At 71.5% G+C, this 25,654-nt stretch carries 21 protein-coding genes and 1 pseudogene; 13 read left to right on the top strand and 9 right to left on the bottom strand.

All coding sequences use genetic code 11. From position 1 onward, the window contains the following. Nucleotides 1–49: 49 nt before the first annotated feature. A complete protein-coding gene (locus ACQP1V_RS35250; RefSeq protein ID WP_433414742.1) occupies nt 50–1,936 on the bottom strand; it encodes an endonuclease/exonuclease/phosphatase family protein in 1,887 nt (628 codons plus the stop codon). 184 nt (nt 1,937–2,120) lie between these two features. Here ACQP1V_RS35250 and ACQP1V_RS35245 point away from each other — a divergent pair, with 184 nt between their 5' ends. After that, entirely contained in the window at nt 2,121–3,299 is a 1,179-nt protein-coding gene (locus ACQP1V_RS35245; protein ID WP_387413585.1) for an ROK family transcriptional regulator, read from the top strand. Nucleotides 3,300–3,369: 70 nt separating this feature from the next. On the opposite strand, the gene ACQP1V_RS35240 is transcribed toward ACQP1V_RS35245, so the two are convergent. From ACQP1V_RS35240 to ACQP1V_RS35225, 4 genes are all read right to left on the bottom strand, one after another. Beyond that, a complete protein-coding gene (locus ACQP1V_RS35240) occupies nt 3,370–4,842 on the bottom strand; it encodes a glycoside hydrolase family 3 protein (RefSeq protein ID WP_433414740.1) in 1,473 nt (490 codons plus the stop codon). A gap of 93 nt (nt 4,843–4,935) precedes the next feature. Further along, the gene (locus tag ACQP1V_RS35235) at nt 4,936–5,790 is read right to left on the bottom strand and encodes a carbohydrate ABC transporter permease (protein ID WP_387413587.1); all 855 of its coding nucleotides are present in this window, start codon (nt 5,788–5,790) and stop codon (nt 4,936–4,938) included. After that, on the bottom strand, nt 5,787–6,809 hold the full coding sequence (locus tag ACQP1V_RS35230) for a carbohydrate ABC transporter permease (protein WP_433414737.1): 1,023 nt from the start codon (nt 6,807–6,809) through the stop codon (nt 5,787–5,789). Before ACQP1V_RS35230 ends, ACQP1V_RS35235 begins: the two co-directional genes overlap by 4 nt. A gap of 4 nt (nt 6,810–6,813) precedes the next feature. Continuing rightward, complete coding sequence (locus ACQP1V_RS35225; RefSeq protein ID WP_433414735.1) at nt 6,814–8,148, bottom strand: sugar ABC transporter substrate-binding protein; 1,335 nt, start codon at nt 8,146–8,148, stop codon at nt 6,814–6,816. Between the two features lie 159 nt (nt 8,149–8,307). Between ACQP1V_RS35225 and ACQP1V_RS35220 the strand changes: the two genes are divergently transcribed. After that, entirely contained in the window at nt 8,308–9,468 is a 1,161-nt protein-coding gene (locus ACQP1V_RS35220; RefSeq protein WP_433414734.1) for an ROK family protein, read from the top strand. 66 nt (nt 9,469–9,534) lie between these two features. Beyond that, nucleotides 9,535–10,179, top strand: coding sequence for a M15 family metallopeptidase (locus tag ACQP1V_RS35215; RefSeq protein ID WP_433414732.1), 645 nt, complete (start codon nt 9,535–9,537; stop codon nt 10,177–10,179). A 471-nt stretch (nt 10,180–10,650) separates the two neighbouring features. Here the strand turns inward: ACQP1V_RS35215 and ACQP1V_RS35210 are convergent, their stop codons facing one another. Next, the gene (locus ACQP1V_RS35210) at nt 10,651–11,310 is read right to left on the bottom strand and encodes a response regulator (protein WP_433414730.1); all 660 of its coding nucleotides are present in this window, start codon (nt 11,308–11,310) and stop codon (nt 10,651–10,653) included. Next, a complete protein-coding gene (locus tag ACQP1V_RS35205) occupies nt 11,307–12,491 on the bottom strand; it encodes a sensor histidine kinase (protein WP_433414728.1) in 1,185 nt (394 codons plus the stop codon). Before ACQP1V_RS35205 ends, ACQP1V_RS35210 begins: the two co-directional genes overlap by 4 nt. 159 nt (nt 12,492–12,650) lie before the next feature. On the opposite strand from ACQP1V_RS35205, the gene ACQP1V_RS35200 reads away from it, so the two are divergent. The 3 genes and pseudogenes from ACQP1V_RS35200 (at nt 12,651) to ACQP1V_RS35190 (ending at nt 14,398) form a co-directional block, all read left to right on the top strand. Further along, complete coding sequence (locus ACQP1V_RS35200) at nt 12,651–13,286, top strand: DUF4386 family protein (RefSeq protein ID WP_433414726.1); 636 nt, start codon at nt 12,651–12,653, stop codon at nt 13,284–13,286. 439 nt (nt 13,287–13,725) lie between these two features. Beyond that, a pseudogene (locus ACQP1V_RS35195) lies at nt 13,726–14,139 on the top strand (IS110 family transposase); the annotation flags it as partial. A 91-nt stretch (nt 14,140–14,230) separates the two neighbouring features. Beyond that, a complete protein-coding gene (locus ACQP1V_RS35190) occupies nt 14,231–14,398 on the top strand; it encodes a TetR/AcrR family transcriptional regulator C-terminal domain-containing protein (protein WP_387413601.1) in 168 nt (55 codons plus the stop codon). A 366-nt stretch (nt 14,399–14,764) separates the two neighbouring features. On the opposite strand, the gene ACQP1V_RS35185 is transcribed toward ACQP1V_RS35190, so the two are convergent. Next, a complete protein-coding gene (locus ACQP1V_RS35185; protein WP_433414724.1) occupies nt 14,765–19,618 on the bottom strand; it encodes an Lhr family helicase in 4,854 nt (1,617 codons plus the stop codon). A 529-nt stretch (nt 19,619–20,147) separates the two neighbouring features. Here ACQP1V_RS35185 and ACQP1V_RS35180 point away from each other — a divergent pair. From ACQP1V_RS35180 to ACQP1V_RS35160, 5 genes are all read left to right on the top strand, one after another. Further along, nucleotides 20,148–20,342 (top strand): DUF3046 domain-containing protein, encoded by a 195-nt coding sequence (locus ACQP1V_RS35180; protein WP_084258879.1) that lies wholly within the window; start codon nt 20,148–20,150, stop codon nt 20,340–20,342. A gap of 111 nt (nt 20,343–20,453) precedes the next feature. Continuing rightward, nucleotides 20,454–20,900 (top strand): RrF2 family transcriptional regulator, encoded by a 447-nt coding sequence (locus tag ACQP1V_RS35175; RefSeq protein WP_387413606.1) that lies wholly within the window; start codon nt 20,454–20,456, stop codon nt 20,898–20,900. An 80-nt stretch (nt 20,901–20,980) separates the two neighbouring features. Beyond that, nucleotides 20,981–22,162 carry a globin domain-containing protein gene (locus ACQP1V_RS35170; protein WP_433414722.1) on the top strand — a complete coding sequence of 394 codons (1,182 nt, stop codon included), beginning with the start codon at nt 20,981–20,983 and terminating at the stop codon, nt 22,160–22,162. Between the two features lie 170 nt (nt 22,163–22,332). Next, on the top strand, nt 22,333–22,731 hold the full coding sequence (locus ACQP1V_RS35165) for a nuclear transport factor 2 family protein (RefSeq protein WP_433414720.1): 399 nt from the start codon (nt 22,333–22,335) through the stop codon (nt 22,729–22,731). Between the two features lie 32 nt (nt 22,732–22,763). After that, a complete protein-coding gene (locus tag ACQP1V_RS35160; protein WP_433414718.1) occupies nt 22,764–23,768 on the top strand; it encodes a zinc-dependent alcohol dehydrogenase family protein in 1,005 nt (334 codons plus the stop codon). Here the strand turns inward: ACQP1V_RS35160 and ACQP1V_RS35155 are convergent. Continuing rightward, a complete protein-coding gene (locus ACQP1V_RS35155) occupies nt 23,730–24,065 on the bottom strand; it encodes a hypothetical protein (protein ID WP_433414716.1) in 336 nt (111 codons plus the stop codon). The two genes, ACQP1V_RS35160 and ACQP1V_RS35155, sit on opposite strands and share 39 nt — an antisense overlap. 82 nt (nt 24,066–24,147) lie before the next feature. Here ACQP1V_RS35155 and ACQP1V_RS35150 point away from each other — a divergent pair, with 82 nt between their 5' ends. Both ACQP1V_RS35150 and recA read left to right on the top strand, forming a co-directional pair. Next, a complete protein-coding gene (locus ACQP1V_RS35150) occupies nt 24,148–24,366 on the top strand; it encodes a hypothetical protein (protein WP_433414714.1) in 219 nt (72 codons plus the stop codon). Between the two features lie 183 nt (nt 24,367–24,549). Continuing rightward, nucleotides 24,550–25,647 carry a recombinase RecA gene (gene recA / locus ACQP1V_RS35145; RefSeq protein WP_387413615.1) on the top strand — a complete coding sequence of 366 codons (1,098 nt, stop codon included), beginning with the start codon at nt 24,550–24,552 and terminating at the stop codon, nt 25,645–25,647. The last annotated feature ends 7 nt before the right edge of the window (nt 25,648–25,654 follow it).

Below are 25,654 nucleotides of genomic sequence, written 5' to 3'. Positions count from 1 at the left end.
ATCCCGCCTGGTTGGGACTGGTTCGACGCCGCCCTCGGGCCGTACGCCCTCACTCCAGGCGGAGCCGTACGACGATCGGGAGATGGTCGGAGAACGGGACCCGCGGCACCCGGGCCTCGACCGCCCGCAGCCCGGGGGAGAGGAGCACGTGGTCGATGCGCTCGGTGGGCGCGTCGGCGGGCGACGTGGGCGGGTCGCCGAGCGCGAGCAGCGGGTCGGAGAGCCCGGCGGCCGTGAGGGCCCGCATCGCCGGATCGTCCGGCGTGGTGTTGAGGTCGCCGGCGAGGAGCACCGGCCGTGCCGTACCGCCTCTCGGCTGCGCGAGGGCGCGGACGATCGCGGCCGCCTCCGGTGCCTGCCCGGGCGGGGCCTGCAGGTGGGTGTTGACGATGCCGACCTCCGTGCCGCCGACGGTGAGCACGATCGCCTGGGCCTGGGCTCCGGTCGGGTAGTCGTGCCGGCCCAGGGGGTGCGAGACGATCTGCCGGACCGGCAGGTTCGTCAGCAGCGCGTCGCCCCAGAGCGGGTCGGCCGCGGGGGCGAAGTAGTAGCGCATGCCGAGGCCCGCGGCGATCCTGGCCAGGTCGTCGTGCCCGCCGTTGAGCATCCAGCCCCGGTCCACCTCGCTGAGCAGCACCACGTCCGGGCGCTGCGCGCGGGCCCAGTCGGCGATCCGGTCCAGGTCGAGCCGTCCCTTCAGGCCGAACCCCATGCGGATGTTGTAGGTGATCAGGGTGAACTCGGGCCCGTCCGCCGCCCGCGTGCCGGGGGCGGGCCGCCAGGCGAGCACCCCGGCGACCAGGGCCAGCGGCAGGGCGAACGCGAGCCACCGCATCGCCGGCCGCCCGGCCGGTACGGCGGGGCGGCGCCGGGAGATCCGCGTGCCCGTCACCGCGACCAGGACCGCGGCGGCGATCGGGATCACCACGTTGGGGAAGCCGAGGTTCGTGTCGTAGGCCGCGTAGTAGAGGAATGTGCCGACGAGGAACACCGCCATGCCGCCGAGGACGGCCGCTCCGTTCCTGGGTGGACGGCCGGTGGGGAGGTCGCCGCGCGCGGCCTGGCCGAGGCAGGCGCCCAGGACGACCGGCGTGACGATGACGAGGCCGCCCGCCAGGTCGGTGGCCTGGGCGGACACCGCGACGATCAGGATGAGCCCGGCCCAGCCGCTCCACGGGGCCGTCCGGGCGCACACGACGCCCCAGCACACCAGCACGACGCGCAGCGCCACGTCGAAGGACAAGAGCGCGGCCCAGTCCTGGCCGAGTTCGAGGAATCCGGGGCCGCCGGAGAACATGCCGGTGAGCATCAGGGCCGGACCGGCGAGGAGCCACACGGCTGCGGGGGCGAGGTCGCCCGGCCGGTGCGGGAGCCGTACGGACGTGAGGACGGCGGCCAGGAAGGCGGCGCAGAAGGTGAGTACGGCGATCCAGGGGAGCGGGCCGTCCCGCCAGACCAGGTCCATCCGGTCGAGCAGCAGGTGGACGACGGTGGAGGCCGCGAGCCCGGCCGCGATGCCGACGGGGGCGGCGTCGCGCGCGGCCGTGCGGGCGGCGCCGTACAGGAAGAGCAGGCCGGCGCACACGCCGATCGCGGAGAGGTAGAGCTGCGGGTCGCCGCCGTCGGTCGTCTGGAGGCCGATCCGGGCCGCGACCAGGGCGACGGCGCCGAAGAGCAGGATCGGGCGGACGCCCGTGAGACGCGCGACCGGTGCCGCGGCGAAGGGCAGCGCGAACCACAGCGCGGCGAAGAGTCCCATCTGTTCCGGTGGGGTCTCGCCGGCCCTGCCGTACAGGGTGATCAGGGAGGGCAGGAAGACCCGCAGCACGTCGCTGAGCAGCAGGACGCCCAGGGCGATGGCGACGGGGGTCGCGGCCCGGGGAGTGAGCCGGTCCACGATGGGGGTGTCGCGATTTTCGGTGACCTGTCCGGCCATGCGCTCTCCTCTGCCGAAGACATGAGCGATCCTCGTACTTCTTGATCGGGAGGGCAATAGCGAGGTCTCAGGGTTTCCGTCCGATGCGGGGGGATTGCCTGATCGCTAAGCTGGCAGGAAACTTTGCTGATTGGTCGCGGGCGCACCTAACGGATTTTCGGGGGCGAGCATGGAAAGTAGGACGGTGGAGCGACGTCCCGGCGTCCCGAGGCTGCTACGGGAGATCAACGATCGGGCCGCGCTCGAACTGCTCCTCGCCTCGGGCCCGCTCACCAGGGGCCAGATCGGCGAGCTGACCGGGCTGTCCAAGGTCACCGCGTCGCAGACGCTCGCCCGGCTGGAGGAGCGCGGCCTCGTCGAGGTCGTCGGCGAGCAGGCGGGCAACAGGGGCCCCAGCGCCGCGCTGTACGGCGTGGTCCCCTCCTGCGGGTACGTCGCGGGGCTGGACGTGGGCCCGCGGCGGGTCGCGGCGGCGATCGCCGACATCAACGGCAAGGTGGTCGCCCAGGTGACCGTGGAGCCCGGCGACCACGAGGACCCGGTCTCCGCGGTCCACAGCGCCGTCGTCAAGGCGTGCCGGTCGGCCAAGGTGGCGCTGTCGCGGCTGCGTGGCGTCGTGATCGGCACACCCGGCGTGGTGGACCCGCGGAGTGGCGACGTGCGGTTCTCCTTCGACCTGCCGCACTGGCACGAGGGCATCCACGCGGCGCTGGCCCGCGACCTGCGCCGCGAGGTCACCATAGAGAACGACGTCAACCTCGTGGCGGTCGCGGAACGTGCCAACGGGGCGGCCCGGAACGACGAGGACTTCGTGCTTGTCTGGGTGGGCCGCGGCATCGGCCTCGCCGTCGTCCTCGGCGGCCGGTTGCACCGCGGCCGGACCGGGAGCGCGGGCGAGATCGGCTACCTCCCCGTGCCCGGCGTGCCGCTGGCCGAGACCGTGAAGGCGACGCCCGGGCGACTGCCCTCGCTCGCCGGCGGCCTGCAGTCCCTGGTCAGCTCCGAGGCGGTGATCGAGCTGGCTCGCGAGTACGGGTTCGTCGGCGGCAGCGCGGCCGAGTGCGTGACGGTGGCGGTGGAGGCCGGGGAGCCCGGCGCGCCGCTGCTGGACGAGATCGCCTCCCGGCTGGCCCTCGGCGTCGCGTCGGTGTGCGTGGTGCTCGACCCGGGGCTGGTGGTCCTCGCCGGAGAGGTCGGCCGGGCGGGAGGCACGGAGCTGACCACGCGGGTGGAGGAGGCGGTCGCGCGGATCTGCCTGATCCGCCCCAAGGTGGCCACCACCGAGGTCGAGGGCAACCCGGTGCTCCGCGGCGCCGTCCTGGCCGCGCTCGAACAGGCCCGCGAGGAGATCTTCGCTTCTTAGCGCGTCCGGGTACGGCGAACGCCCGGCCGCGCGGGTGCACGCGAGCCGGGCGTCCATGCTGTTCCTGGAGCTAGACCGTGAGCAGCTCCACGGCCGCCTGGGCGTTGGCCCGCGCGGCTCCGTAGGTCGCGATGTACGCCGCCGCCCGGGGTCGCCAGACGGGCAGCCCCATCTCGACCACCACCCCGTCGGGGCGTTCGGCGAGGAGGGTGGACACGAGGTCGCGGCTGAGGGGGTACCGGTGCGCGTCCTTGACCACGATGACCAGCGAGCGGCCCTTGGCGCGGCCGAGCAGCTCGGCGGGCTGAGCCGCGTCCGGCTTGATCCGGACGATCTCGGCCTCGGGCAGCCACGGCGCGACGCCCCACGGGACGTCGCCGACCGCGATCGTCGGCGGGGTATCCACCTCGATCACGAACGGATCCACCAGGGGTGCCGGCGATCCGGAGAGGGTGACGGCGCGGCGGGCGGCGTCCAGGCCGATGATGTCGCTCTCCGCCGCCTCGTCGCGCGCGAGCGCGAACCACTCGCGCAGTCGCGCGACGCGGTCGGCGGCCTCCTCAAGGCGGGCGAGCGGCAGCCGGCCGTCGTCCACGGCCCGGATGATCTCGTCCAGGAGGCCGTGGATCTCCTGCTGTGTCGGGAGCGGTCCGAGGCAGAGCAGGTCGGCGCCCGCGGCCAGGGAGAGCACGGCGCCGCCGCCGAGTCCGACGCTCTTGGAGATCGCGTGCATGTCGAGGGCGTCGGAGATCACGACGCCGTCGTAGCCCATCTCCCCGCGCAGCAGCGTGGTCAGCGCGGCGGGGGAGAGCGTGGCGGGAGCCGTACCGGTGAGGTGGGGGACCGCCACGTGCGCCGTCATGATCGACTTGGTGTCCGCTTCGATGGCGGCGCGGAAGGGCGCCAGCTCGCGCTCCCAGAGGAGGTCGCGCGGAACGTCCACCCGCGGGATCTCCAGGTGGGAGTCCTGCCGGGTGGCGCCGTGCCCGGGGAAGTGCTTGACGCAGGCCGCGATCCCGAGCGCCTGCAGCCCGCGTACGGCGGCCACGGTGTGCCGGGAGACCAGCTCGGTGGACGCGCCGAAGGACCTGGTGCCGATCACCGGGTTGTCGTCCGCGGAGTTCACGTCGGCCACCGGGCCCATGTCGAGGTTGACGCCGGACCTGGCCAGGTCCGCCGCGATCGAGCGGTAGACCCGCTCGGTGAGTTCGACGTCGTCGACCGCGCCCAGCGCCGCGTTGCCCGGGTACGGGCTGCCGGTGTGGTACGCGATGCGGGTGACGTCGCCTCCCTCCTCGTCGAGCGAGATCACCGGGTGGCCCGCTCCGCCGAGCTGCGCGGTGAGGCGGGAGAGCTGCTCGGGGCTCTCCACGTTGAATCCGAAAAGGGTGACACCGCCGAGGCCGTTCTCCAGTTCGTGGAGGACCCAGTCCGGGGCGGTCGTGCCGGGGAAGGCGACGAGCAGCGTGCCGGCCGCGAGACGGTATAGCCCCCGGTTGCCGATGCTCGCGGAGAAGTCGGACATGGCTGTCTTCGGCTCCATGACTGTCGTGGTACGGCTCCCGCGGTGTGCCGGAGCCGTACGAGATGGTGTGAATGTCGCTGCTGGTTCAGCGCGCGGTGGTGAAGGGCGGGTTCAGCCCTTGACGGCGCCCGCGACGAGTCCGGAGACCATGCGCCGCTGCACCAGGAGGAAGAAGATGAGGACCGGGATGGTCATCAGCGTCGAGGCGGCCATGATGCCGCCCCAGTCCGTCGAGCGCTGGCCGACGAAGAACTGCAGGGCGACCGGCATCGTGTACTTGCCCTGGTCGTTGATCAGCGTCAACGCGTAGGCGAACTCGTTCCACGTGGTGATGAACGAGAAGATGCTGGTCGCGACCAGGCCGGGAGCCACCAGCGGGAACAGCACCCGCCAGAAGGTCGAGAACCGGCTGGCGCCGTCGATCCAGGCCGCCTCCTCCACCTCCTTGGGCACCGCGGCGACGAACGTGCGCAGCATCCAGACGGAGAAGGGCAGGGTGAGCCCGACGTTGATCACGACCAAGCCGATGAGCTGGTCGTACATGCCGAGCCGCTTCACCATGGTGAACAGCGAGATCAGCAGGGCCTCGGCGGGCACCATCTGCACGATCAGCAGCAGGATCAGGAACGAGGTGCGGAACCGGAACCTGAACCTGGCCACCGCGGTCGCGGCGAGCAGCGCGAAGGCCGCGCCGAGCGCGACGGCGCTGACCGCCACGATCGCGCTGTTCAGCAGGTACTGCCAGATCGAGTGCCCGGCGACGCCCTTGGTGAACACCCGGGAGATGTGGTCGAGCGACGGCGGGCTGGGGAACGGGATGAACTCGGTGGTGAAGATCTGGTCGTTCGGTTTGAACGCGGTGGAGATCATCCAGTAGACGGGGAACACCGCGAACAGGAACACGACGATCCCGGCTCCGTTGAGCGCGGCGCGCCCGAGACGCTTGCGGGTCAGACCGTCGTTCATCGGATGTCGTCCTCCGTCTTCACGATCTGCCGGACGTACACGAAGGTGATCACCAACAGGATGGCCGTCAGCACGACGGCGATCGCGGCGCCGATGCCCATCTTCGGCGGGTTGCTGAACGCCTCGGCGTAGCTCCACAGGGAGAGATTGAACGCGTCCCGGTTCACGGTGCCGCCACCCAACAGGTAGAGCTGGGTGAAGACCTTGAAGTCCCAGATGATGGACAGCACCATCAGAACCGAGAACACCGGCTTGAGCAGCGGGAAGGTGACCTTCCGGAACGTGGTGAAGGGGCCGGAGCCGTCCATCTGGGCGGCCTCGTACAGCTCGCTGGGGATGCTCTTCAGACCGGCCAGGACCGACACCGCGATGAACGGGAAGGCCCCCCAGACCACCATGATGACGAACACGAAGTAGATGGTGAGCGTGCTGTTGAACCAGGGGTGCCCGCTCCAGTCGGAGACCCCGAAGACCAGCTCGGACAGCCAGGTGGGGACCAGGTTCAGCGACCAGTTCACCACGCCGGAGTCCGAGTCGAATATCCACTTCCAGACCACGCTCTGCGCGGTGGGCGGGGTCGCCCAGGCGGCCATGATGCCGACGATGACGAGCATCGACATCTTCTTGCCGAGCTTGTTGAGCAGCAGGCCGACGAGCGTTCCGAGGATCAGCGTCAGGGCGACCGTGACGGCGGCGAACAGGATGGTGTTACGCAGCGACGGCCAGAACAGGTCGGACTCGAAGATGTGGGTGTAGTTGTCCACCCCCACGAACTCCGCGGGGCGCGGGTTGATCGCTTTGATCTGCGCCAGTCCGACCTTGTGGAAGGACATGTCGATTATCTGGTACAGCGGGTAGAGCAGCAGCGCCGCGATGACCAGGAGACCGGGCAGGAGCAGGACGTACGGAACGACCCAGTCGGGGAGCCCGCTGGATCTGTGCGGTGACTGTCGCGGGCGCCGCGCCGAGGCGGAGGAGTTCCCTCCGCCCCGGGACGCTGTCGACGTGTGAGTCGTCATGGCGTTACTGGTTGAGAATCGTCTCGAGCTCGGTGTTGGCGTCCGCCAGAGCCTGGTCGACGCTCTTCTTGCCGTCGATCACGGAGCGGGCCGCGTTCTGCAGCACCGCCTTGGTGTCGTTGGCCTCAGCCCAGTTGGGGCTGGCGGGGAAGCCCTTGGCGACCTTGAAGGTGTCGGTGAACGGCTTCTGCGCCGGGTCGCTGCCCAGCTCGGCGAGCGCGTCCGGGTAGAGCGGGAGCAGGCCGCCCTCCTTGGCGTACCGGACGCCGAACTCCTTGCCCGCGGCGAGCTTCAGATACTCGGCGGCCAGCTCGGGGTTCTTGGCGTCCTTCCAGATGGCGATGTCGTTGCCGCCCTGGAAGGCCGGGGCCGGGCCGCTGCCGTCCTTCGCGGGGAGCGAGAAGAACGCCATCTTCGACTCGTCGATCTTGCCCTTGCTCTGCTCCTTGATGGCGGCGATGTCCCAACCGCCGGTGACGTACATGCCGACCTTGCCCGCGGCGAAGCGCTGGGAGATGTCGACGGAGTTCTGGGTCAGGCGGCCCTTGCCGGAGACGCCGTCCTTGGCGACCAGGTCCGTGTAGAACTGGAAGCCCTCCTTGAAGGCGGGCTCGGTCAGCTTGCCGACCCACTTGCCGCCCTCGAAGGCGGCGAAGTCGCCGCCGGCCGACCAGACGAACGGCGAGAGTGACATGTTGGCGTCCGACCCGCCGTTGAAGGCGAAGCCGTCCACGTCCTTGCCCTGCTTCTCGACGATCTTCTTGGCCGCGGAGACCAGCTCGTCCCAGTTCGTCGGCACGGAGATGCCGAGCTTGTCGAACCAGTCCTTGCGGTACAGCACAGCCCGGGTGCCGCCGCCCCAGGGCGCCGCGTAGATCTTGCCGTCGATGGTCTCGTAGCTCCACAGGTTCTGCGGGATCTGCTGCAGGTCCGAGTCGCCCTTGGTCAGGTCGGTGATGTCGGCGAGCGCCTCCTGCTGCACCCACGCGGCGACCTGGTCGTTGCCGAACTCGGTGACGTCCGGGCCCTCACCGCCGGCGAGCGCGGCGGTCCACTTCTTCTGGGCGTCGGGCCACGGGATGTACTGGACCTTGGCCTCCGCGCCGGTGACCTCCTTGAACTTGGCGCCCAGGTCGGCCATGTACTTGTCGGAGACCTCAGTGGGAGCGCCGAGGCGCCACACGGTGAGGGTCTGCCCGGCGTACTTGGGGCCGGACGCGGCGTCGGACGCGGCGGCGGTCTGCTGCGTCGCGGGCTTGTCCTCGCTGCTGCAAGCGGCGAGACCCAGGGCCAAAGCGGCGGTCGCGGTGGTGGCGGCCGTGATCTTCACGAACTTCACGTTGGGTTTCTCCCTTCCCGGCTTCACGTCGGGGTGGCGCTCGGTTGGCGCGTCCCGTGGCCTGATCGCTTGCCTCCGGGGCGGCTGGGGCTAAACTAACAATAAACTTTATTAAAAAAACATGCCGTTAGCGGATCGTGACGAGAGGAGACGCGGCCGGTGTCACTACGACCGGGAACACCCCGGCTGCTGCGCCAGATGAACGACCGGGCCGCGCTGGAACTGCTCGTCGCGCACGGCCCGCTGACCAGGGGCGAGCTGGGTGAGCTGACCGGGCTCTCCAGGGTCACCTCGGGCCAGCTGCTGGCGCGGCTGGAGGAACGGGGTCTGGTGACCATGGCGGGCGAGCGGCCGGGCGGCCGCGGCCCCAACGCGGCGCTGTACGCCGTCGACCCGACCAGCGCGTACGTGGCGGCTCTGGAAGTGGTGCCGGACAGCGTCACCGCCCTCGTCGCGGACATCGCGGGGACGGTGGTGGCCGAGGTGACCGTCGACCCCAGCGAGGCCGCCGATCCGGTGGGCATCGTGCGCAATGCCGTGCTCCGCGCCTGCGCCACGGCGAGTGTGGACATGGCCCGGCTGCGGTCCTTCGTGATAGGCACGCGCGGCGTGGTCGACCCGGCGACCGGTGACGTGCGCTACTCCTTCGACCTGCCCGCCTGGCACGTCGGCGTCCTCGCCGGGCTGCGGGCCGAGCTCGGCGGGTCGGTGGTCATCGAGAACGACGTCAACCTGGTCGCCCTCGCCGAGCAGGCGTACGGCGTCGCCAAAGGTGTGGACGACTTCGTCATCCTGTGGACCGGCGTCGGTCAGGGGCTCGGCGTGATGCTGGGCGGGCGGCTTCATCGGGGCATCTCCGGCGGCGCGGGCGAGCTCGGCTGGCTTCCCGTCCCCGGTGAGCCGCTGCCGGCGGACGTCACGGACCCCCAGTCCGGCTCGTTCCAGCGGCTGGTCGGGAACACGGCCCTGGCCGAGATCGCGGCCGGGCACGGCCTCGCCGCCGCGCCCGTCACCGACCTCGTCCGGACGGCCGTCGCCACGGGCAACTCCGGCTTCCTGGAGGATCTGGCCCGGCGGCTCGCGGTGGGGGTGGCGGCGGTGGCGGTGGTGCTCGACCCCGGGCTGGTCGTCCTCAGCGGCGACATCGGGCGGGCCGGGGGCTGGGAGCTGGCCCGCCGGGTGGAAGAGGCGGTGGCCCGGATCTGCCCGAGCCGCCCCAAGGTCGCGGTCACCCAGGTCGAGGGCGACCCCATCCTGCGGGGCGCCCTGGTCGCGGCGCTGGATCAGGCGCGGGAGCAGGTCTTCTCGTCCACGGTCTGATCGCCTGCGGCAGCCCTCGGGTCCGCTCAGCCCACGCGTCGGCAAGAGCAGGGTAGGTTTTTGGTCATGTCTGACATCGTCCTCATCTCCGACCCCCGCGTGACCTCCCTGCCCGTCGAGGAGTGCGGCGAGCCGCTCCACGACGTCCGAGGCAGGCTCCGCGTGGACGGTCGTCTCGCCGATGACGCCGGGGCGTACGCGCACCTGCGGGAAGGGGTGCTGGCCCGGCTTGAGGACGCGCAGGCCCTGCTGCCGGCCGGGTACCACATCGTGGTCGTGGAGGGATATCGCCCGCCCGCGTTGCAGCGCACGTACTTCGAGGACTACAAGGACGAGCTCCGGGCGGCGTTTCCCGAAATGTCGCCCGAGGAGCTGCACAGCGCCGCCAGCCGGTACGTTTCGCCGATCGAGGTCGCGCCGCACACCGCCGGCGCGGCGGTGGATCTCACGCTGTGCGGCGACGACGGCGTCGAACTCGACATGGGCACCGCGGTGAACGACAACCCCGAGCAGAGCGGCGGCGCCTGCTACACCGACGCGCCCGGGATCGGCGACGACGCCCGGCAGAACCGCAAGATCCTCGGGGCCGCACTGGAGGCCGTCGGGCTGGTCAACTATCCGACCGAGTGGTGGCACTGGTCCTACGGCGACCGCTACTGGGCCATGACGGTCGGGGCCGATGCCGCTGTGTACGGCCCGGTCACGCTCTGAACCCTGCCGGGCGACTTGGGCGTGTCGGGTCTGGGTGCAGCAACGCCAACGAGATGGCGTCGGTCTACGAGATGCTCGCCGAGAGGCTGTTCGTTGATGCCCGTAGGTGGTTCTCTCTCGAACGCGCCCTCAGCCGCCAACTATGTGTATTGCCTATGCAGGCAGGGACGCGGCTGGCTGGGCCGGCCGAAAACCGAGTGCGACTGCCGGTGCTGTGGAATGTAAGACCACCGCCGCCTCCGGCGCCCTCGGCCATGTCCGCGACCGCTCCCCGGTGATGTGCACCCTCCCGCCTGGCGCTGTTCGTTAGCGACGACGGCGACACCCGCCTCAACCCGGCGGCGTGGGTGCTGTGGGAGCGTCGTGGGACTTGCTGTCGCGGCGGCGGTGTTCTTCTGGCCGGTGTGGACCGGCCAGACGATCTCCTACGAGGGCCGGCGACTGCACGTGTGGCTGCCGACCTGGATCTGCTCAGGCACCCTCGCCGGGACGAACCAGCCCGGACTCATAGCCGAGGACTACGGCGTGCACCCGGTCACGCAGGCCGAGCTTGGCGAGTATGCGGGTGATATGCGTCCGGACGGTCGTGGCGGAGATCACCAGCCGGTTGGCGACCTCCTGGTTGTTCAGACCCCGAGCCATCAGCGTGAACACCTCGAGCTCGCGCGCCGTCAGCATGGAGAACGCAGCCGGCGGGCGGCCCGGCGGCGGGGTGGCGAGGAACCGTTCAATGAGCCTCCGGGTGATGGCCGGCGCGAGCAGCGCCTCATCACGGACGACGGTCCGGCAGGCCTGGACGAGGTCGGGAGGGTCCACGTCCTTGAGAAGAAACCCGCTCGCGCCGGCGCGCAGCGCGTCGTGGACGAGGGCATCGTTGTCGAAGGTGGTGAGTACCAGGACCTTGGCCGTGGCGCTGGCCCTTGCCAGCTCACGCGTCGCGCCGATCCCGTCGAGCACAGGCATCCGGATGTCCATGAGCACGAGGTCCGGTCGGAGCTCGCGGGCGGCGGCGACCGCCTGCCGCCCGTCGGCGGTCTCGCCCACGACCTCGAGATCTTCCTCGGCCTCGAGAATGAGCCGGAACCCGGCACGCACGAGCGACTGGTCGTCGGCCAGCAGGATCCGGATCATGCCACGCTCACGGCCGGCACCAGGGGCAGCCACGCCCGAACGCGGAAGCCTCCGCCCGGCCGGGGCCCGGCCTCAAAGTCGCCCCCGCACAGCCGGGCCCGCTCCGCCATCCCGATCAGGCCATAACCGGCCCGCTCGGGCGCCCCGGGCAGGTGTACCCGCGACGCGGGCCGGGTAGCGCCGTCGTCCTCGACCGTGAGACGCACGGCATCTTCATCCACCACCACGAGGGCACGGGTGGGTGCGCCCGTGGCGTGGCGCATGACGTTCGTGAGGGACTCCTGAACGATCCGGTAGGCGGCCAGGTCGACCGCCGACGGCAGCCCGCCGACCGAACCTCTGACTGTCAGCTCAACCGGCACGCCGGCGGCACGCATGTCGTCGGCTAGGTCGCCGAGCAGGGCCAGGGAAGGACGAGGCCCGGCCGCGGGAACGCCATCGAGGCCCAGCAGGAACCGCAGCTCGGCGAGCGCGGACTTCGCGATGGTGCGCACCGAGGCGACCACTGAGCGTGCCGTGCCCGGATCGGACTCCACGATGTGCTCAACCGCGCCGAGCTGGACCACCACCACGCTGACAGTGTGTGCGAGCACGTCGTGCATCTCCCGGGCGATGCGGGAGCGCTCTGCATCCCTCGCCTCACGGGCCCGTTCCTCCCGCTCGTGCTCCAGCTCGCGGGCCAGGCGTCGCAGCTCGGTGATGCGCAGCTGTCGGTCCCGGATGGTGCGGCCCGCGAGCCAGGGCGCGAGCGTGATCAGCCCGGTGAACGCGAAGTCGGCCACTGTCTGTGACGCGGCGAACGGGATCGAGCCCCACACCAGGGCCAGGGCCGCGACCAGGCCGACGAGCGCCCGGCGGAGCGGGGCGTAGGCGGCGACCGAGTAGACGGTGAGTATGAGCGCGATCACGGCCGCATAGCCCTGGCTCGTGATGTCCGCGCCCAGGCCCTCCTGGACGAAGAGGGCCGACCACCCGATCAGGACGGCCAGCAGGGGCCGTCGGCGCCGCCACACGACGGGCGCCGTCATGGCGACCGAGGCGATCAGCGCCGTCGCGGCGCCGTCCCCGGCCATCACCTGCCCGGCACCGAGCGCGACGAGGACGGCGGCCACCGTGAAGTCCACGAGCCGCGGCCGGGCCCTCAGCCACTGCGCCAGGGCGTCGGCGCCGTTGTCGGTCATGGCACGAACCATAACGGCGCGCTGCCCCGTGCGGCATCGACCCGGGGAGGTAGCCGCATACGAGCAGGCTCGTATGCGGCTCGGCGTGACCTCCGACGATTCTGACGCCGGCCGTCCCTAGGGTCGGCGGCACCAACCAGTGCTCCCCCGGAGGTCCACATGTCACGCCGAAGCACCGCCGTCGCACTGCTCACCGCCGCCGTCACCGGCCTGGCCGGCACGATCCTCCTGCCGGCGTCCGCCGACGCCGCCGCCCAACTCGCCCTGATCGAGGCGCAGCCCGCCCGCTGGATGGGTGCGAACGTGCTGCTCGTCATCTCGTTCCTGTGCTTCGCCGGTGGCCTGTTCGGGCTCATCGGGCTCTTCCGCGCCCAGGGCTCGCGGCTCGTCGTCGCTGCGACGGTCCTCGCGGCGCTGGGGTGGGCGCTCCACATCGGTCCCGTCGCCTACGTGATGGCCCAGTACCCGCTCGCCCACCACCCGGACCGGGCAGGTGCGGCCGAGATCGCCGCGGCGATGTTTGCGGCACCGCCCTTCGCCGTGCTCATCGTTCCGGTGCTGCTGGCGACCGTCGTGGGCACCCTCATCCTCGTCGTCGCCCTCTGGCGGACGCGGCTGGCACCGCGGTGGGCGGCAGTGACGCTGGTGGCGGCACTGGCAGCCGACTTCGTGGCGCCCGACGCCGTGTCCGGGATCATGATGTTCGCTCTGATGGGTGTCGCGTTGGTCCCGTTGTCCGCACGGCTGCTCGTGCGGGAGACGACCGCCGGGGCCCCCGTGGCCACGCCGGCCTGACTCGGCCAGCCACGCGGCCATACTGGGCGTCATGGCGGCCTCGAGGGCTGGCCAGTAGATCGCTCCGATCGATGATCATGATTCCACTGCAGGAGCGGCGAGAAAACGCCGGGCTGCTCGGCGACGCGACCCAGCCTGAGTCGACGGGCGCCCCTCGTGGACCGGCGATCGGTTGTGGCTGGCCCCGCCTTCGATCGGCCACTGACAGTGATGATGTAGGTGAGCGTCTCCCGGTGGGGTCTGACCCAGCCTCTGACTGACCCCGGGTCTTCAACGCGATTTGTCGGCCTCGACCGGGAGACGCTCACCTGCACTCACCGGACGTGGCGGGGTGACTTCAGGAGCCTGGCCAGAGGCCCCATCACTGTCTTGTCCGTCCGTCCGTCCGCCCGGCTGGTGCGTGCCGTCCCTGCCCCCAGCCAATGTGAACAGGACGGCGATGACCCCCATTACACCCCAAGACCCGACGATCATCGAAGTCGCCGGTGGAGTCGACACCCACCAAGACACCCACACCGCAGCCGTGATCGACCAAGTAGGGCGCGTACTGGGCACCGAATGCTTCCCGGCCGACCCAGCCGGCTATGCCGCCCTGCTGGCCTGGATGCGTTTCTTCGGATGGCTGGTGCGGGTCGGTGTCGAGGGCACCGGCGCCTACGGAGCCGGGCTCGCGCGCCTGCTGCGAGACGAGCACGTCGAGGTGGTCGAGGTCGACCGGCCCAACCGAAAGACCCGCCGCTTCCAGGGCAAGTCCGACCCGATCGACGCCATCGCCGCGGCCAAGGCCGCCCTGGCCGGGGACCGGACCGGCACCCCCAAGCAGCGCGATGGCCGGATCGAGGCGCTCCGCAACCTGCGCGTGGCCCGCCGCTCGGCGGTCGACCAGCGCGCGGACGTCCAACGCCAGATCAAGGGCCGCCGACTACGGCGAGGTGCTCGCCGAGGTGCTCGACCCCCAGACGTACCCGGCACTGTCGGCCATGATGGGCTCCGGGATGCTCAGGGAATCCGAAGACTGGATCGAGGACGGCGACTTCCGGTTCGGCCTCGACCTCCTGCTCGACGGCATCGAGGCGCTGATCGCCAGGCGCGCGCACCAGCCGGACGGGTGAGCCTGTCGGTTGGTGGTGGCGCGAGCTGATCGCGGCGGGAAAGCTGCCCGCAGACCCGGGCATCCAGAAGATCCGTGCGGCGCTCGGCGTCGGCGCCGACATCGCCACCAAGGTCAAGAAGGCTCTGGGTGGTGTGGCGTGAGCGCCCCGGTCCGGCACCGGCCGGTGACGGTCATCGGCCACCTGGCCGCGATCGCGATCCTGTCCACTCTGTCCTGGTGGGGCCTGTTTTTCACCGCGCTGCCCCGTCCGTCATCGCGCGGGCCTCCGGCTTCGTCGCCGGGGGAACCGCGGCGCTCCGGGCGACCCGGGCCGCCAGGTTGTTCGGGCGCGGTTGTTCAGGCCCGGTTGTTCAGGAACGGCTGCTCAGGCCCGAATCCGCAGGCCCTTCGGTGTCGGGTGGAACCCGGCGGCCTCCAGAGCCGCGGCCAGGGGGGAGTCGATGATCGCCGCCCCGTCGGCCCGTTCGACGGTGAGTTTGCCCAGTGCCCCGTCTCGCACCGCCTGGGCCAGCGCGTCGATCGCCGACTGGAGGTCGTCGCCGTCGAGGCCGCCCCCGGCTTCCCCGGCGCCGAAGGAGAGCAGCGTCTTGCCGCCGCGCTCCACGTAGAGCACGAGCCGCCCCTCGACCAGGACCACCAGCGCGCCCGCCTTGCGGCCCGGCTTGTGTGTGATCTCCCCGGGCCGGTCGGGCCAGGGCAGCGCCGCGCCGTACGGGTTGGCCGGATCGGCGGCGGCCAGCACGACCACGCGCCGGGGTGCGCGCGGCGGCGGGGTCGTCCACAGGTCTTCCAACGCGGGCGCGCCGGCCGCGGACGACGCGGCGGACCCGCCTGGGGACATGGCGCGCATCCGGTCCACCGCGCCGGGCAGCGCGAACTGCGCGCCGCCGAGCCCCTCCACGAAGTAGCCCCGGCGGCAGCGGCCGCTCTCCTCGAACGCCCGCAACACCTGGTAGACCGCGGAGAACCCGCCCGGCAGTCGCTCCGCGCCCACCGCGCCCCGCGTCAGCACGCCGTGCCGTTCGAGCAGGATCTCGGCCTGCGCGTGCGCCCGCTGGGTGCCGTCGTCGGCGGGAGCGGGCAGCGGCCACCATCGGCCGCTGACCGTCGGCGGCCCGCTGCGCGTCGGCAGCACCGCGCGCCGGGCACGGAGCGAACGACTCGCCGGGGGCCGGTGCGCGGGCCGCCCGGAGCCGAGCGCCGTCCGCAACGGGGCCAGCGTGTCGCCGGTGACCCGTCCCGACCAGACCAGGTCCCACAGCGCCGCGGCCAGGGCCGGGTCGTCCGGAACGGCCTCGCCCGGCCCGGCCGCGCCGATCGCCAGGGACGCGACCCGGTTGGACAGCTCACGGAAGAAGAGCGCGCCGCCGCCGCTCAGCACGCTCAGGATGCTCTCGTGCAGCGGCGTCATCGTGATCTGGGCGGGCTCGGGGAGCAGCAGCGGAGCCGTGTCGGCGAAGTAGAGCGACACCCAGCCGTCACCGCCCGGCAGAGATCCCTGGCCCGACCAGATGACGTCGCCGGACGCGGTCAGCTCGTCCAGGAGCGCGGGAGAGTATCCCGGCACCCGCCCGGGCAGGATCAGCGTCTCCAGCGCCGAAGCGGGCACCGCCGCCCCTTGGAGCCGCTCGATCGCGTTGACCAGGTCGTCCATGGCCCGCGTGGGGCCGCCGCGCCGCCCTCCGTCGGCGCCGTGCTCATGGGACGGCCGGGCGGGCGTGACGCCGTGCCAGGCGGGCAGGAACGTGGCCAGCGTCTCGGGCGGGACCGGCTCCACCTCCTTGCGGAGCCGGGCCAGCGACCTGCGGCGCAGCATCCGCAGCACCTCGGCGTCGCACCACTCCTCGCCGCGCCCGCCGGGGCGGAACTCGCCCGAGACGACCCGCCCGGTCGCGGCCAGGCGTCTCAGCGCGTCGCCGGCCACCGCGCCGCCGATCCCGAACCGGGCGGCGGCCGTGTCGGCGGGGAAGGGGCCGCGCGTGCGGGCATGGCGGGCGATCAGGTCGGCCAGCGGATCGGGCCGCGCGGTGGAGCCGGGACCCGAGGCGGCGGCCGGGGCGTCGAGGAACTCCTGCGGAACCCCGACGGGAAGCGGGGTGCCGAGGGCGTCGCGCAGCCGCCAGGCGTCCTCGATCGCGGCCCACTGCTCCTCGCCCGCCACCCGCACCCGGATGGCCCTGCGGGCCCGCTCCAGCTCGGTCAGCCAGGCGGGGTCGCCCTCGCGGATCGACACGTCCTGCGCGAGCAGCGGACCGTGGGTGCGGAGCAGGTCGGCCAGATCCTCGGGATCGCGGAGCGGCCGGTCCAGCCGGGCCAGCTCGCGCTCGACCTCGGCGATCACGTCGGGGTCGAGCAGCTCGCGCAGATCCGCCTGGCCGAGCAGCTCGGCGAGCAGCGCGGTGTCGAGGGCCAGGGCCTGCGCACGGCGCTCGGCGAGCGGCGCGTCGCCCTCGTACATGAACGCGCCGACGTAGTTGAACAGCAGCGACGCGGCGAACGGCGACGCCTGGGCGGTCTCGACCTCGACCAGCCGGACCCGCCGGGCCGCGATGTCGCGCATCAGCCGGACCAGCCCGGGCACGTCGAAGACGTCCTGAAGGCACTCGCGCATGGTTTCCAGCACGACCGGGAACCCGGCGTACTTGCTCGCCACGGCCAGCAGGTGCGCGGCGCGCTGGCGTTGCTGCCACAGGGGCGTCCGCCGCCCCGGCGTACGGCGCGGCAGCAGCAGGGAGCGCCCGGCGCACTCACGGAAGCGGGCGGCGAACAGGGCTGACCCGCCGAGCTCCTCGGTGACGATCTGCTCGATCTCGTCGGCGTCGAACGCCGCGACGTCCGAGGGCGGCTCGTCGAGCGTGTCCGGGATGCGCAGCACGATGCCGTCGTCGGAGTGGATCGCCTGCACGTCGAGGCCGTACCGCTCGCGCAGCCGCCGCCCGATGGCGAGCGCCCACGGCGCGTGCACGCGTGCCCCGTACGGCGAGTGGATCACCACCCGCCAGTCGCCCAGCTCGTCGTGGAAGCGCTCAACGAGCAGGGTGCGATCGTCCGGCACGTATCCGGTGGCCTCGCGCTGCTCGGCCAGGTAGGCCAGCAGGTTGCCGGTGGCGAACTCGTCCAGCCCGGCCTGGCTGACCCGGGCCGCGGCGGACGCCTCCGGCCGCCGGTCCTTTCCACCGGGCGTACGGCCGCCGTCGGCCGGGAGCCCCGCACCGGACAGCTCCCGGACGAACGCGCCGACGGCCCGGCCCAGCTCGGCGGGACGGCCGGGGGCGTCACCGTGCCAGAACGGCAGCTTGCCCGGCTGCCCGGGGGCGGGGGAGACGAGCACGCGGTCGGCGGTGATGTCCTCGATCCGCCAGGACGTCGCGCCGAGCACGAAGACGTCGCCCACGCGGGACTCGTAGACCATCTCCTCGTCCAGCTCGCCGACCCGGGAGGCCCGCTCGCCGACGAGGAAGACGCCGAAGAGCCCGCGGTCGGGGATCGTGCCGCCGTTGGTCACTGCCAGCCGCTGTGCGCCGGGCCGGCCGCGCAGGGTTCCGGTCACCCGGTCCCACACGATGCGCGGCCGCAGCTCGGCGAACTCCTCGCTGGGGTAGCGCCCCGCGAGCATGTCGAGCGTCGCCTCAAGGGCGCTCCGGGGCAGCGTCGCGTACGGCGCGGCCTGCTTGACGAGGGCCTCCAGCGAGTCCACCGTCCACTCGTCGAGCGCGGTCATCGCGACGATGTGCTGGGCCAGCACGTCGAGAGGGTTGCGCGGGTAGCGCAGCTCCTCGATCTGGCCGCTCTTCATGCGTTCGGCGACGACCGCCGTCTGGACGAGGTCGCCGCGGTATTTCGGGAAGATCACCCCGCGGGAGACGGCCCCGACCTGGTGCCCGGCGCGGCCGATGCGCTGCAGGCCGCTGGCCACGCTCGGAGGCGACTCCACGCACGCGACGAGATCGACCGACCCCATGTCGATGCCCAGCTCCAGGCTGGAGGTCGCGACGACGGCGGGCAGCCGCCCCGACTTCAGCGCCTCCTCGATCTGGGACCGCTCCTCCTTCGACACGGAGCCGTGGTGCGCGCGCACGATCTCCGCGGGCGCGCCACGGGACGCCCCGGCCTGCGCCATCATCTCGGCCGGGGTGCCGAGAGAGCCGCGGGGGCGTGACCCGGCGGCGGTTTCGTCGTCGACCGTTCCGCCGCGACCCGGTGGCGGCGCGGATGGCCCCTGTCCCGGCGGAGACCCCGGACCGCCGGGCCGGCCCGGCCCCGCCGCCGGTTCGGCGGACGCGCGCTCGTCCGCCAGCTCGTTGAGGCGGGTGCAGAGCCGCTCCGAGAGGCGGCGCGAGTTCGCGAAGACGATCGTGGACCGGTGGGCCTCGATGAGGTCGAGCAGGTGCTCCTCCACGTGCGGCCAGATGCTCCGCCGGTGCTCGGCCGGCTCGCCGTCCATGCCGGGAGGAGGAGGCGCCAGCTCCGTCATGTCCTCGACCGGGACGACCACGTCGACCTCGATGACCTTCTCCGAGGGCGGCTGGACCACTGTGGCGGGGCGTGATCCGCCGAGGAAGGTCGCCACCTCGGACACCGGCCGTACGGTCGCGGACAGGCCGACGCGCTGCGCGGGACGGGGCAGCAGCGCGTCGAGCCGCTCCAGCGACAGCGCGAGGTGGGCCCCGCGCTTGGTGGCCGCGACCGCGTGCACCTCGTCGACGATGACCGTCTCCACCCCCCGCAGGGCTTCGCGCGCCTGCGAGGTGAGAATGAGGAACAGCGACTCGGGTGTGGTGATCAGGATGTCCGACGGGCGGGTCGCGAAGCGGCGCCGGTCCTCCGCGGACGTGTCACCCGATCGGATCGCCACGGAGATCTCCGGCGCGGGGAGGCCGAGCCTGCGGGCGGTCTGCCTGATCCCGGTGAGTGGCGCGCGCAGGTTACGTTCGACGTCGACGGCCAATGCCTTGAGCGGGGAGACGTACACCACCCGGCACAGCCGTCCGGGCGCCTTGTCCGCCTCCGGTGTGGCACCGGCATGCTCGGTGGCGAGCCGGTCGAGCGACCACAGGAAGGCCGCCAGCGTCTTGCCCGAACCGGTCGGAGCGACGACCAGCGTGTTGTCGCCGCGCGCGATCGACGACCAGGCGCCCTCCTGCGCGGCCGTCGGCGCGGCGAAGGCGCCGGTGAACCACTCCCTGGTCACCGGCCCGAAGTGGTCGAGCACGTTCATCGGACACCCGCGGCGGCGTACGGGCCCGGCCCGTCGGGGCGAAGAGGAACCGCGGAACGGTCTCGCATGGTGGTCTCCAGGTTCTCCCGGCTCTCCGGTTTCAGCGTGGCTGTCGCATGGTCACGCACTGGGCCGGCGGCCGGCTCGCGGCGGGCGCTCCGGGGCTTCTCCCAGGCTATGGCCATCTCTCGCGTAACGGCTCGCCGCTGCCCGGACCCGCGCATGTGCCGCGGCCGTTACGCCACCCCATCGACCTCTGGCGCAGCGTCGTAGTCGCCGAGCCTGCGCTGCCGCGGGCGGCGAGAAGAGGCCGGGGAGCACTCAACGTGGTCCTCCTCAACAGGGGGCGGCGGGGCGTCGCCGCGGGCGAGGGATGTCAGGTCGCCATCATGCCTGCGCCCTCCGACAAAATCGGATGCGATCTTCTCCGGCCGGCGGCGCCCCGCCTCGCTGCGCGCCGCCTCGTTCGGCGAGACGCACGGCTCTCCCGGCATTTGAGGCCACTCTGGCGCGGCAGCATACTTGGGGGATGCGCCTGACGGACTTCTGGAGTCGTATGCACCGCCACTTCGGCGAGGCGTACGCCGAATCGTGGGCGAAGGACTATGTCATCGCCGATCTCGACGGCAAGACCGTCGAGCAGGCACTCGCCGACGGCGTGGCCGCCAAGCGGGTCTGGCGCGCCGTCTGCACGGTCGTCGACGTGGACCCCAAGCTTCGCTGATCAGGCGCCTCGCGCCCCCCACGTGTCTGGACGCGTCCCTGGCTCCCCACCCTGGTCGTACGTGGGACCCCAAATTGGAGCCTCAGATGCCGATTTGCTAGCTTTTATGGCGTGCGGTTGACGAAGTTCACCGACCTCGCGCTCCGGGTGACCATGCGCTTGGCGGTGATAGACGGAGCGGAGGAGCTGCCCACCTCCAGAGAGGTGGCCGCTTCCGTGGCCGCGCCGTACACGCACGTCGCCAAGGTGGTCAGCCGGCTGCAGCACCTCGGCGTCCTGGAAACCCGGCGGGGGAGGGGAGGCGGTCTTGAGATCACCGGAGTCGGTCGCGACGCCTCCGTCGGCTGGCTGGTGCGCCAACTGGAGGGCGCCGATGACGTGGTCGGATGCGACGACGAGCCGCCCTGCCCGTTGCGAGGGGCGTGCCGCCTGCGCGGCGCGCTGCGTGACGCCCAGGAGGCGTTCTACTCCTCACTCGATCCGCTGACCGTACGCGATCTGGTCGGCGACTCCTCCAGGCCGGTGCTCCTCCAGCTGCTCACCTCTCCACCCGCCTGACCCTCGTCCACACTCCTTTCCGGCTGCGGTGAACGGCGCGGCTGAAATTGGTATCTCAAAATCATGTTAAGGAGTTCGTCATGCTCTCAGCAGAATCGGCCGCCGTCGTCCGCGCGACCCTGCCCGCCGTCGGAGGGGCGATCAACGACATCACCCCGATCTTCTATCGCAAGATGTTCACCGCCCACCCGGAGCTGCTGCGCGACCTCTTCAACAGGGGCAACCAGGCCAACGGCGCACAGGGCCGGGCGCTGGCCGGCTCCATCGCCACCTTCGCGGTGGCGCTGCTGGAGCACCCGGACACCCGTCCCGAGCAGTTGCTCGAGCGCATCGCGCACAAGCACGCCTCGCTCGGCATCACCGCGGAGCAGTACGGCATCGTGCACCGCCACCTGTTCGCCGCGATCGCCGAGGTGCTCGGGGACGCGGTGACCCCGGAGGTGGCGGCGGCGTGGGATGAGGTCTACTGGCTGATGGCCGGCGCGCTGATCGCCCTGGAGGCGCGCCTGTACGCCGAGTCCGGCGTCGCCGACGGCGACGTGTGGCGGCCGTGGCGCGTGGTCGGGCGGGTCGAGGAGACCCCTGATGTCGTCACCTTCATGTTGCGGCCCGCCGACCGCGGCCCGACGCCGCCCTTCCGGCCCGGCCAGTACGTCTCGGTCCAGGTGGAGCTTCCGGACAAGGCGCGCCAGATCCGGCAGTACAGCCTGTCCTGCGCGCCGGGCGGCTCCGACCACTGGATCTCGGTCAAGCGGGTGGCGGGCGACCCCGAAGGCGAGGTCTCGAACTGGCTGCACGCGAACGTCCGCGAGGGGGACATCCTCCGCGTGAGCGCCCCCTTCGGCGACGTCGCCCTCGATGAGGGGGACTGCCCCCTGCTGCTCGCCTCCGCCGGCATCGGTGCCACCCCGATCATCAGCATGATGGCCCACCTCGCCGCGACCGCGACCACCCGGCCGGTGACCGTGGTGCACGGCGACCACTCCCCGCTCACCCACCCCTTCCGCGGCGAGCTGGAACTGCTCAGCGAGAAGATCCCCCAGGCCGTCACGCACGTCTGGTACGAGGAGCCGGGGGAGGGGTGGCCCGCCGAGCGTACGGGCCTGGTCGACCTGGGCGGTGTCGAGATCCTCGACGGCACCCGCGCCTACCTCTGCGGGCCTGTGCCGTTCATGCGCTCGGTGCGGACGCGCCTGCTCGACCTGGGCGTCCCCGCCGACCGAATCCACTACGAGATCTTCAGCCCGGACGAGGGCCTCTGACGACCATGAGCGTCGTCGACGGCTCCGCTTGATCAACAGGAAGGCCTCCGGTGTGGTGGAGATGCCCGAGTTCCACGCCACACACGGAGGTCTTCGTGTGGTTGACGAGTAGAACAACCGGTCGATATACATGGTGAGTATACCGAACGTTCTATCTCCTTGGGGGCCGTATGTCCGAGCGCACCACCGCCGACGTGATCGACCGGTTCAACCAGGCTTTCGTCCACCACGACCCGTCCGTGCTCGCGGACCTGATCGGCGACGACTGCGTGATGGAGGCCATCCAGCCGGCACCTGACGGCGCCCGGTACGAAGGCCGCGAATCCTGCCTGGCGTTCTGGCAGGCGCTGGCCGAAGACCGCGCCACGCAGTTCGAGCCCGAGGAGGTGGTGGTCGCGGGCGACCGGGCGACGATCCGCTGGCGCTACCGCTTCGGCGACGGCCCCGCCGACTCGGTGCGCGGGGTGAACCTCATGCGCCTGCGCGACGGGCTGATCGTCGAGGCTCTCGGCTACAGCAAGACCGCCGGCGAGATCCCGCTGGCCGCCGAGGCCGGTCTGGACGGTTGAGGCCGGGCGCCGAGAGTAGAAGGAACCCGTAAATGCGGAGCTATCACCTCGACAGCGGTGCCGGGCTGGACGGCCTGTCGATCAGGAAGCATGAGGACCCGGTCCCGGGCCCGGGGCAGGTGTTGGTCGCCGTACGAGCCGCATCGCTGAGCTTTCGCGAGCTGATGGTGTTGCGCGGCGACTACGTTCTGCCGGTGAAGCCGGATGTGGTGCCGGTGTCGGACGGAGCCGGCGAAGTCGTGGCGCTCGGATCCGGCGTGAGCTCAGTGCGTGCCGGCGACCGAGTGACGGCCACGCTCTTCCCCAGCTGGCAGGACGGCCCGTTCGGGGGCGAGCACCTCGCGCAACTGGGCGGTTCCCTGGACGGCATGCTGACCGAACTCGCGCTGCTCGACGAGAAGGCTCTTGTGCCGGTTCCCGGTCACCTCTCCTACCAGGAGGCCGCGACGCTTCCCTGCGCCGCGGTCACCGCCTGGAACGCCCTGACCGGCGATGGCGCCGGACTGCGCGCCGGCCAGACCGTCGTATTGCAGGGATCCGGCGGGGTTTCGCTGTTCGCGCTGCGTTTCGCCAAGGCTCTTGGAGCCCGAGTGATCGCCACGACGAGCGGTCCGGCGAAGGCGTCACGTCTGGCCGGGCTCGGCGCCGATGAGGTCGTCGACTACCGGGCCACGCCCGACTGGCCCGGCGAGGTTCGTGAGCTGACCGGAGGACGCGGCGCCGACCGCGTCGTCGACGTCGCCGGTCTGCTGGAACAGTCGCTGAAAGCGGTCGCGATAGCGGGCCATGTCGCCTGTGTGGGCTTCGTCTCCGACACCGCGCCGCCGATCGACCCTCGGGTGCTGTTCGCCTCCGGCGCGACCCTGCGCGCCGTCGCGGTCGGCAGCCGTGCGCAGTTCCTCGAGATGAACCGCGTCATCGAGGCCAATGGGCTGCGTCCGGTCATCGATCGGGCGTTCGCCTTCGACGACGCCCCCGCCGCCTACCGGTACTACGCCTCAGGGGAGGCGTTCGGCAAGGTCGTCATCACCATCTGAGGCATCCGGCCCCGGCCCGTCCCGGCCGGTACCAGAGAGCAGGTGCGTCACGGCGTCGGCCGTCTTTCCGGGGTCCTCGGCGCTCTCCTGGCCGTCGGGAGACCACAGGAACATCCAGCCGTCGATCGTCGGCGCGGCGAAGATGATCGTCTGGTTCCCGGTCTCGGGGTGCCACACCCACAGCACGGGGTCGTCTCCGCCCAGCATGCGGCCGACGAGCCCGCGCTCAGGGAGCCGTCCGGCGAGTTCCTCCAGGTGCGTACGTCGCTGCGGTCCGTAGGTGCTGGTGCTCGTCACATGGCCGCCTTGAGGAGAGAACCGGCTTTCCCTCAGGATCGCCACAGGTCACCGGCCAGGCAACAGCGGTGACGGAATGCCCATGAATGTGACTTCGTGGTTGGGGTGGGGCGGCGGCGCGGCCCAGCGGCTGTCGGGGGGCATCGATATGTGGCCAGGTGTGCGGGCCGTCTCCGTGCCCAGAGCCCACGTCGGCGACGCCGCCCGGCCGCGCGGGGCCGTGCCGTACGGCATCGGTGGACGGCACGCCGACTCGCCGGACGTTCCCGATGTGATCGAACAGTCGTTCGGCTATATTTGAACCCGCCGCCGCAGGGTGTGCCGCGTCCGCCCGGCAGCCGCAGCCGCTTTCCGGGACTCCTCGGTGCTTCCCGGGGCGTTCGGCATCGGTTTCCGGGTGCCGGCCTGCGGAACCCCGGAAAATGTCGGTGGCACCCCGTAGCTTTCCGGTGACCAACAGACCACGACCCCCAGGGGGCACCCAATGGCAATCAACGACCGCGAGAAGGCCCTTGAGACCGCCCTCGCACAGATCGAGCGGCAGTTCGGCAAGGGCTCCGTCATGCGCCTCGGCGACGACGCGCGCGCACCGGTCGAGGTGATCCCCACCGGCGCGATCGCCCTCGACGTCGCTCTCGGCATCGGCGGCTTCCCGCGCGGTCGCATCGTCGAGGTCTACGGGCCGGAGTCCAGCGGTAAGACGACCGTCGCGCTCCACGCCGTGGCCAACGCGCAGCGGGCCGGCGGCATCGCCGCGTTCATCGACGCCGAGCACGCCCTCGACCCGGAATACGCGAAGAAGCTCGGCGTCGACGTCGACGCGCTGCTCGTCTCCCAGCCGGACACCGGTGAGCAGGCCCTCGAGATCGCCGACATGCTGATCCGCTCCGGCGCGGTCGACATCATCGTCATCGACTCCGTCGCCGCCCTGGTGCCCAAGGCGGAGATCGAGGGCGAGATGGGCGACAGCCACGTCGGCCTCCAGGCCCGCCTGATGTCCCAGGCTCTGCGGAAGGTCGCCGGCGCGCTCAACCAGACCCGCACCACCGCCATCTTCATCAACCAGCTCCGCGAGAAGATCGGCGTCATGTTCGGATCGCCCGAGACCACCACGGGTGGTAAGGCGCTGAAGTTCTACGCCTCGGTCCGGCTGGACGTCCGGCGCATCGAGACGCTCAAGGACGGCACCGAGCCGGTCGGCAACCGCACCCGCGTGAAGGTCGTCAAGAACAAGATGGCGCCGCCCTTCCGCCAGGCCGACTTCGACATCCTGTACGGCATGGGCATCTCCCGTGAGGGCGGCCTCATCGACATGGGCGTCGAGCACGGCTTCGTGCGCAAGGCCGGCGCCTGGTACACCTACGAGGGCGATCAGCTCGGCCAGGGCAAGGAGAACGCCCGGAACTTCCTGAAGAACAACCCCGACATCGCCAACGAGATCGAGAAGAAGATCAAGGAGAAGCTCGGGGTCGGGCCGCGCCTGGACGCCGCGGCCGAGGCTCCCGCTCCCGCTCCGGCGGCAGCGGCTCCCTCCGGCGGACGCGGATCCAAGGCGGCCACGCCCAAGCCGGGTGATGTCTGAGCACGGC

This window comes from Microtetraspora malaysiensis (assembly GCF_050947145.1).
In the GTDB taxonomy this organism is placed as follows: domain Bacteria; phylum Actinomycetota; class Actinomycetes; order Streptosporangiales; family Streptosporangiaceae; genus Microtetraspora_A; species Microtetraspora_A malaysiensis.
The sequence above is the reverse complement of the archived record's forward strand: the minus strand, read 5'-3'. Positions and strand labels throughout refer to the sequence as shown.

Bases quoted from the DNA above. Each gene is read 5' to 3' on its own strand.
- ACQP1V_RS35250 (WP_433414742.1), bottom strand. From the start codon at position 1,936: ATGGCCGGACAGGTCACCGAAAATCGCGACACCCCCATCGTGGACCGG.
- ACQP1V_RS35240 (WP_433414740.1), bottom strand. From the start codon at position 4,842: ATGGAGCCGAAGACAGCCATGTCCGACTTCTCCGCGAGCATCGGCAAC.
- ACQP1V_RS35235 (WP_387413587.1), bottom strand. From the start codon at position 5,790: ATGAACGACGGTCTGACCCGCAAGCGTCTCGGGCGCGCCGCGCTCAAC.
- ACQP1V_RS35230 (WP_433414737.1), bottom strand. From the start codon at position 6,809: ATGACGACTCACACGTCGACAGCGTCCCGGGGCGGAGGGAACTCCTCC.
- ACQP1V_RS35215 (WP_433414732.1), top strand. From the start codon at position 9,535: ATGTCTGACATCGTCCTCATCTCCGACCCCCGCGTGACCTCCCTGCCC.
- ACQP1V_RS35210 (WP_433414730.1), bottom strand. From the start codon at position 11,310: ATGATCCGGATCCTGCTGGCCGACGACCAGTCGCTCGTGCGTGCCGGG.
- ACQP1V_RS35205 (WP_433414728.1), bottom strand. From the start codon at position 12,491: ATGACCGACAACGGCGCCGACGCCCTGGCGCAGTGGCTGAGGGCCCGG.
- ACQP1V_RS35200 (WP_433414726.1), top strand. From the start codon at position 12,651: ATGTCACGCCGAAGCACCGCCGTCGCACTGCTCACCGCCGCCGTCACC.
- ACQP1V_RS35185 (WP_433414724.1), bottom strand. From the start codon at position 19,618: ATGAACGTGCTCGACCACTTCGGGCCGGTGACCAGGGAGTGGTTCACC.
- ACQP1V_RS35180 (WP_084258879.1), top strand. From the start codon at position 20,148: ATGCGCCTGACGGACTTCTGGAGTCGTATGCACCGCCACTTCGGCGAG.
- ACQP1V_RS35170 (WP_433414722.1), top strand. From the start codon at position 20,981: ATGCTCTCAGCAGAATCGGCCGCCGTCGTCCGCGCGACCCTGCCCGCC.
- ACQP1V_RS35165 (WP_433414720.1), top strand. From the start codon at position 22,333: ATGTCCGAGCGCACCACCGCCGACGTGATCGACCGGTTCAACCAGGCT.
- ACQP1V_RS35160 (WP_433414718.1), top strand. From the start codon at position 22,764: ATGCGGAGCTATCACCTCGACAGCGGTGCCGGGCTGGACGGCCTGTCG.
- ACQP1V_RS35150 (WP_433414714.1), top strand. From the start codon at position 24,148: ATGAATGTGACTTCGTGGTTGGGGTGGGGCGGCGGCGCGGCCCAGCGG.
- recA (WP_387413615.1), top strand. From the start codon at position 24,550: ATGGCAATCAACGACCGCGAGAAGGCCCTTGAGACCGCCCTCGCACAG.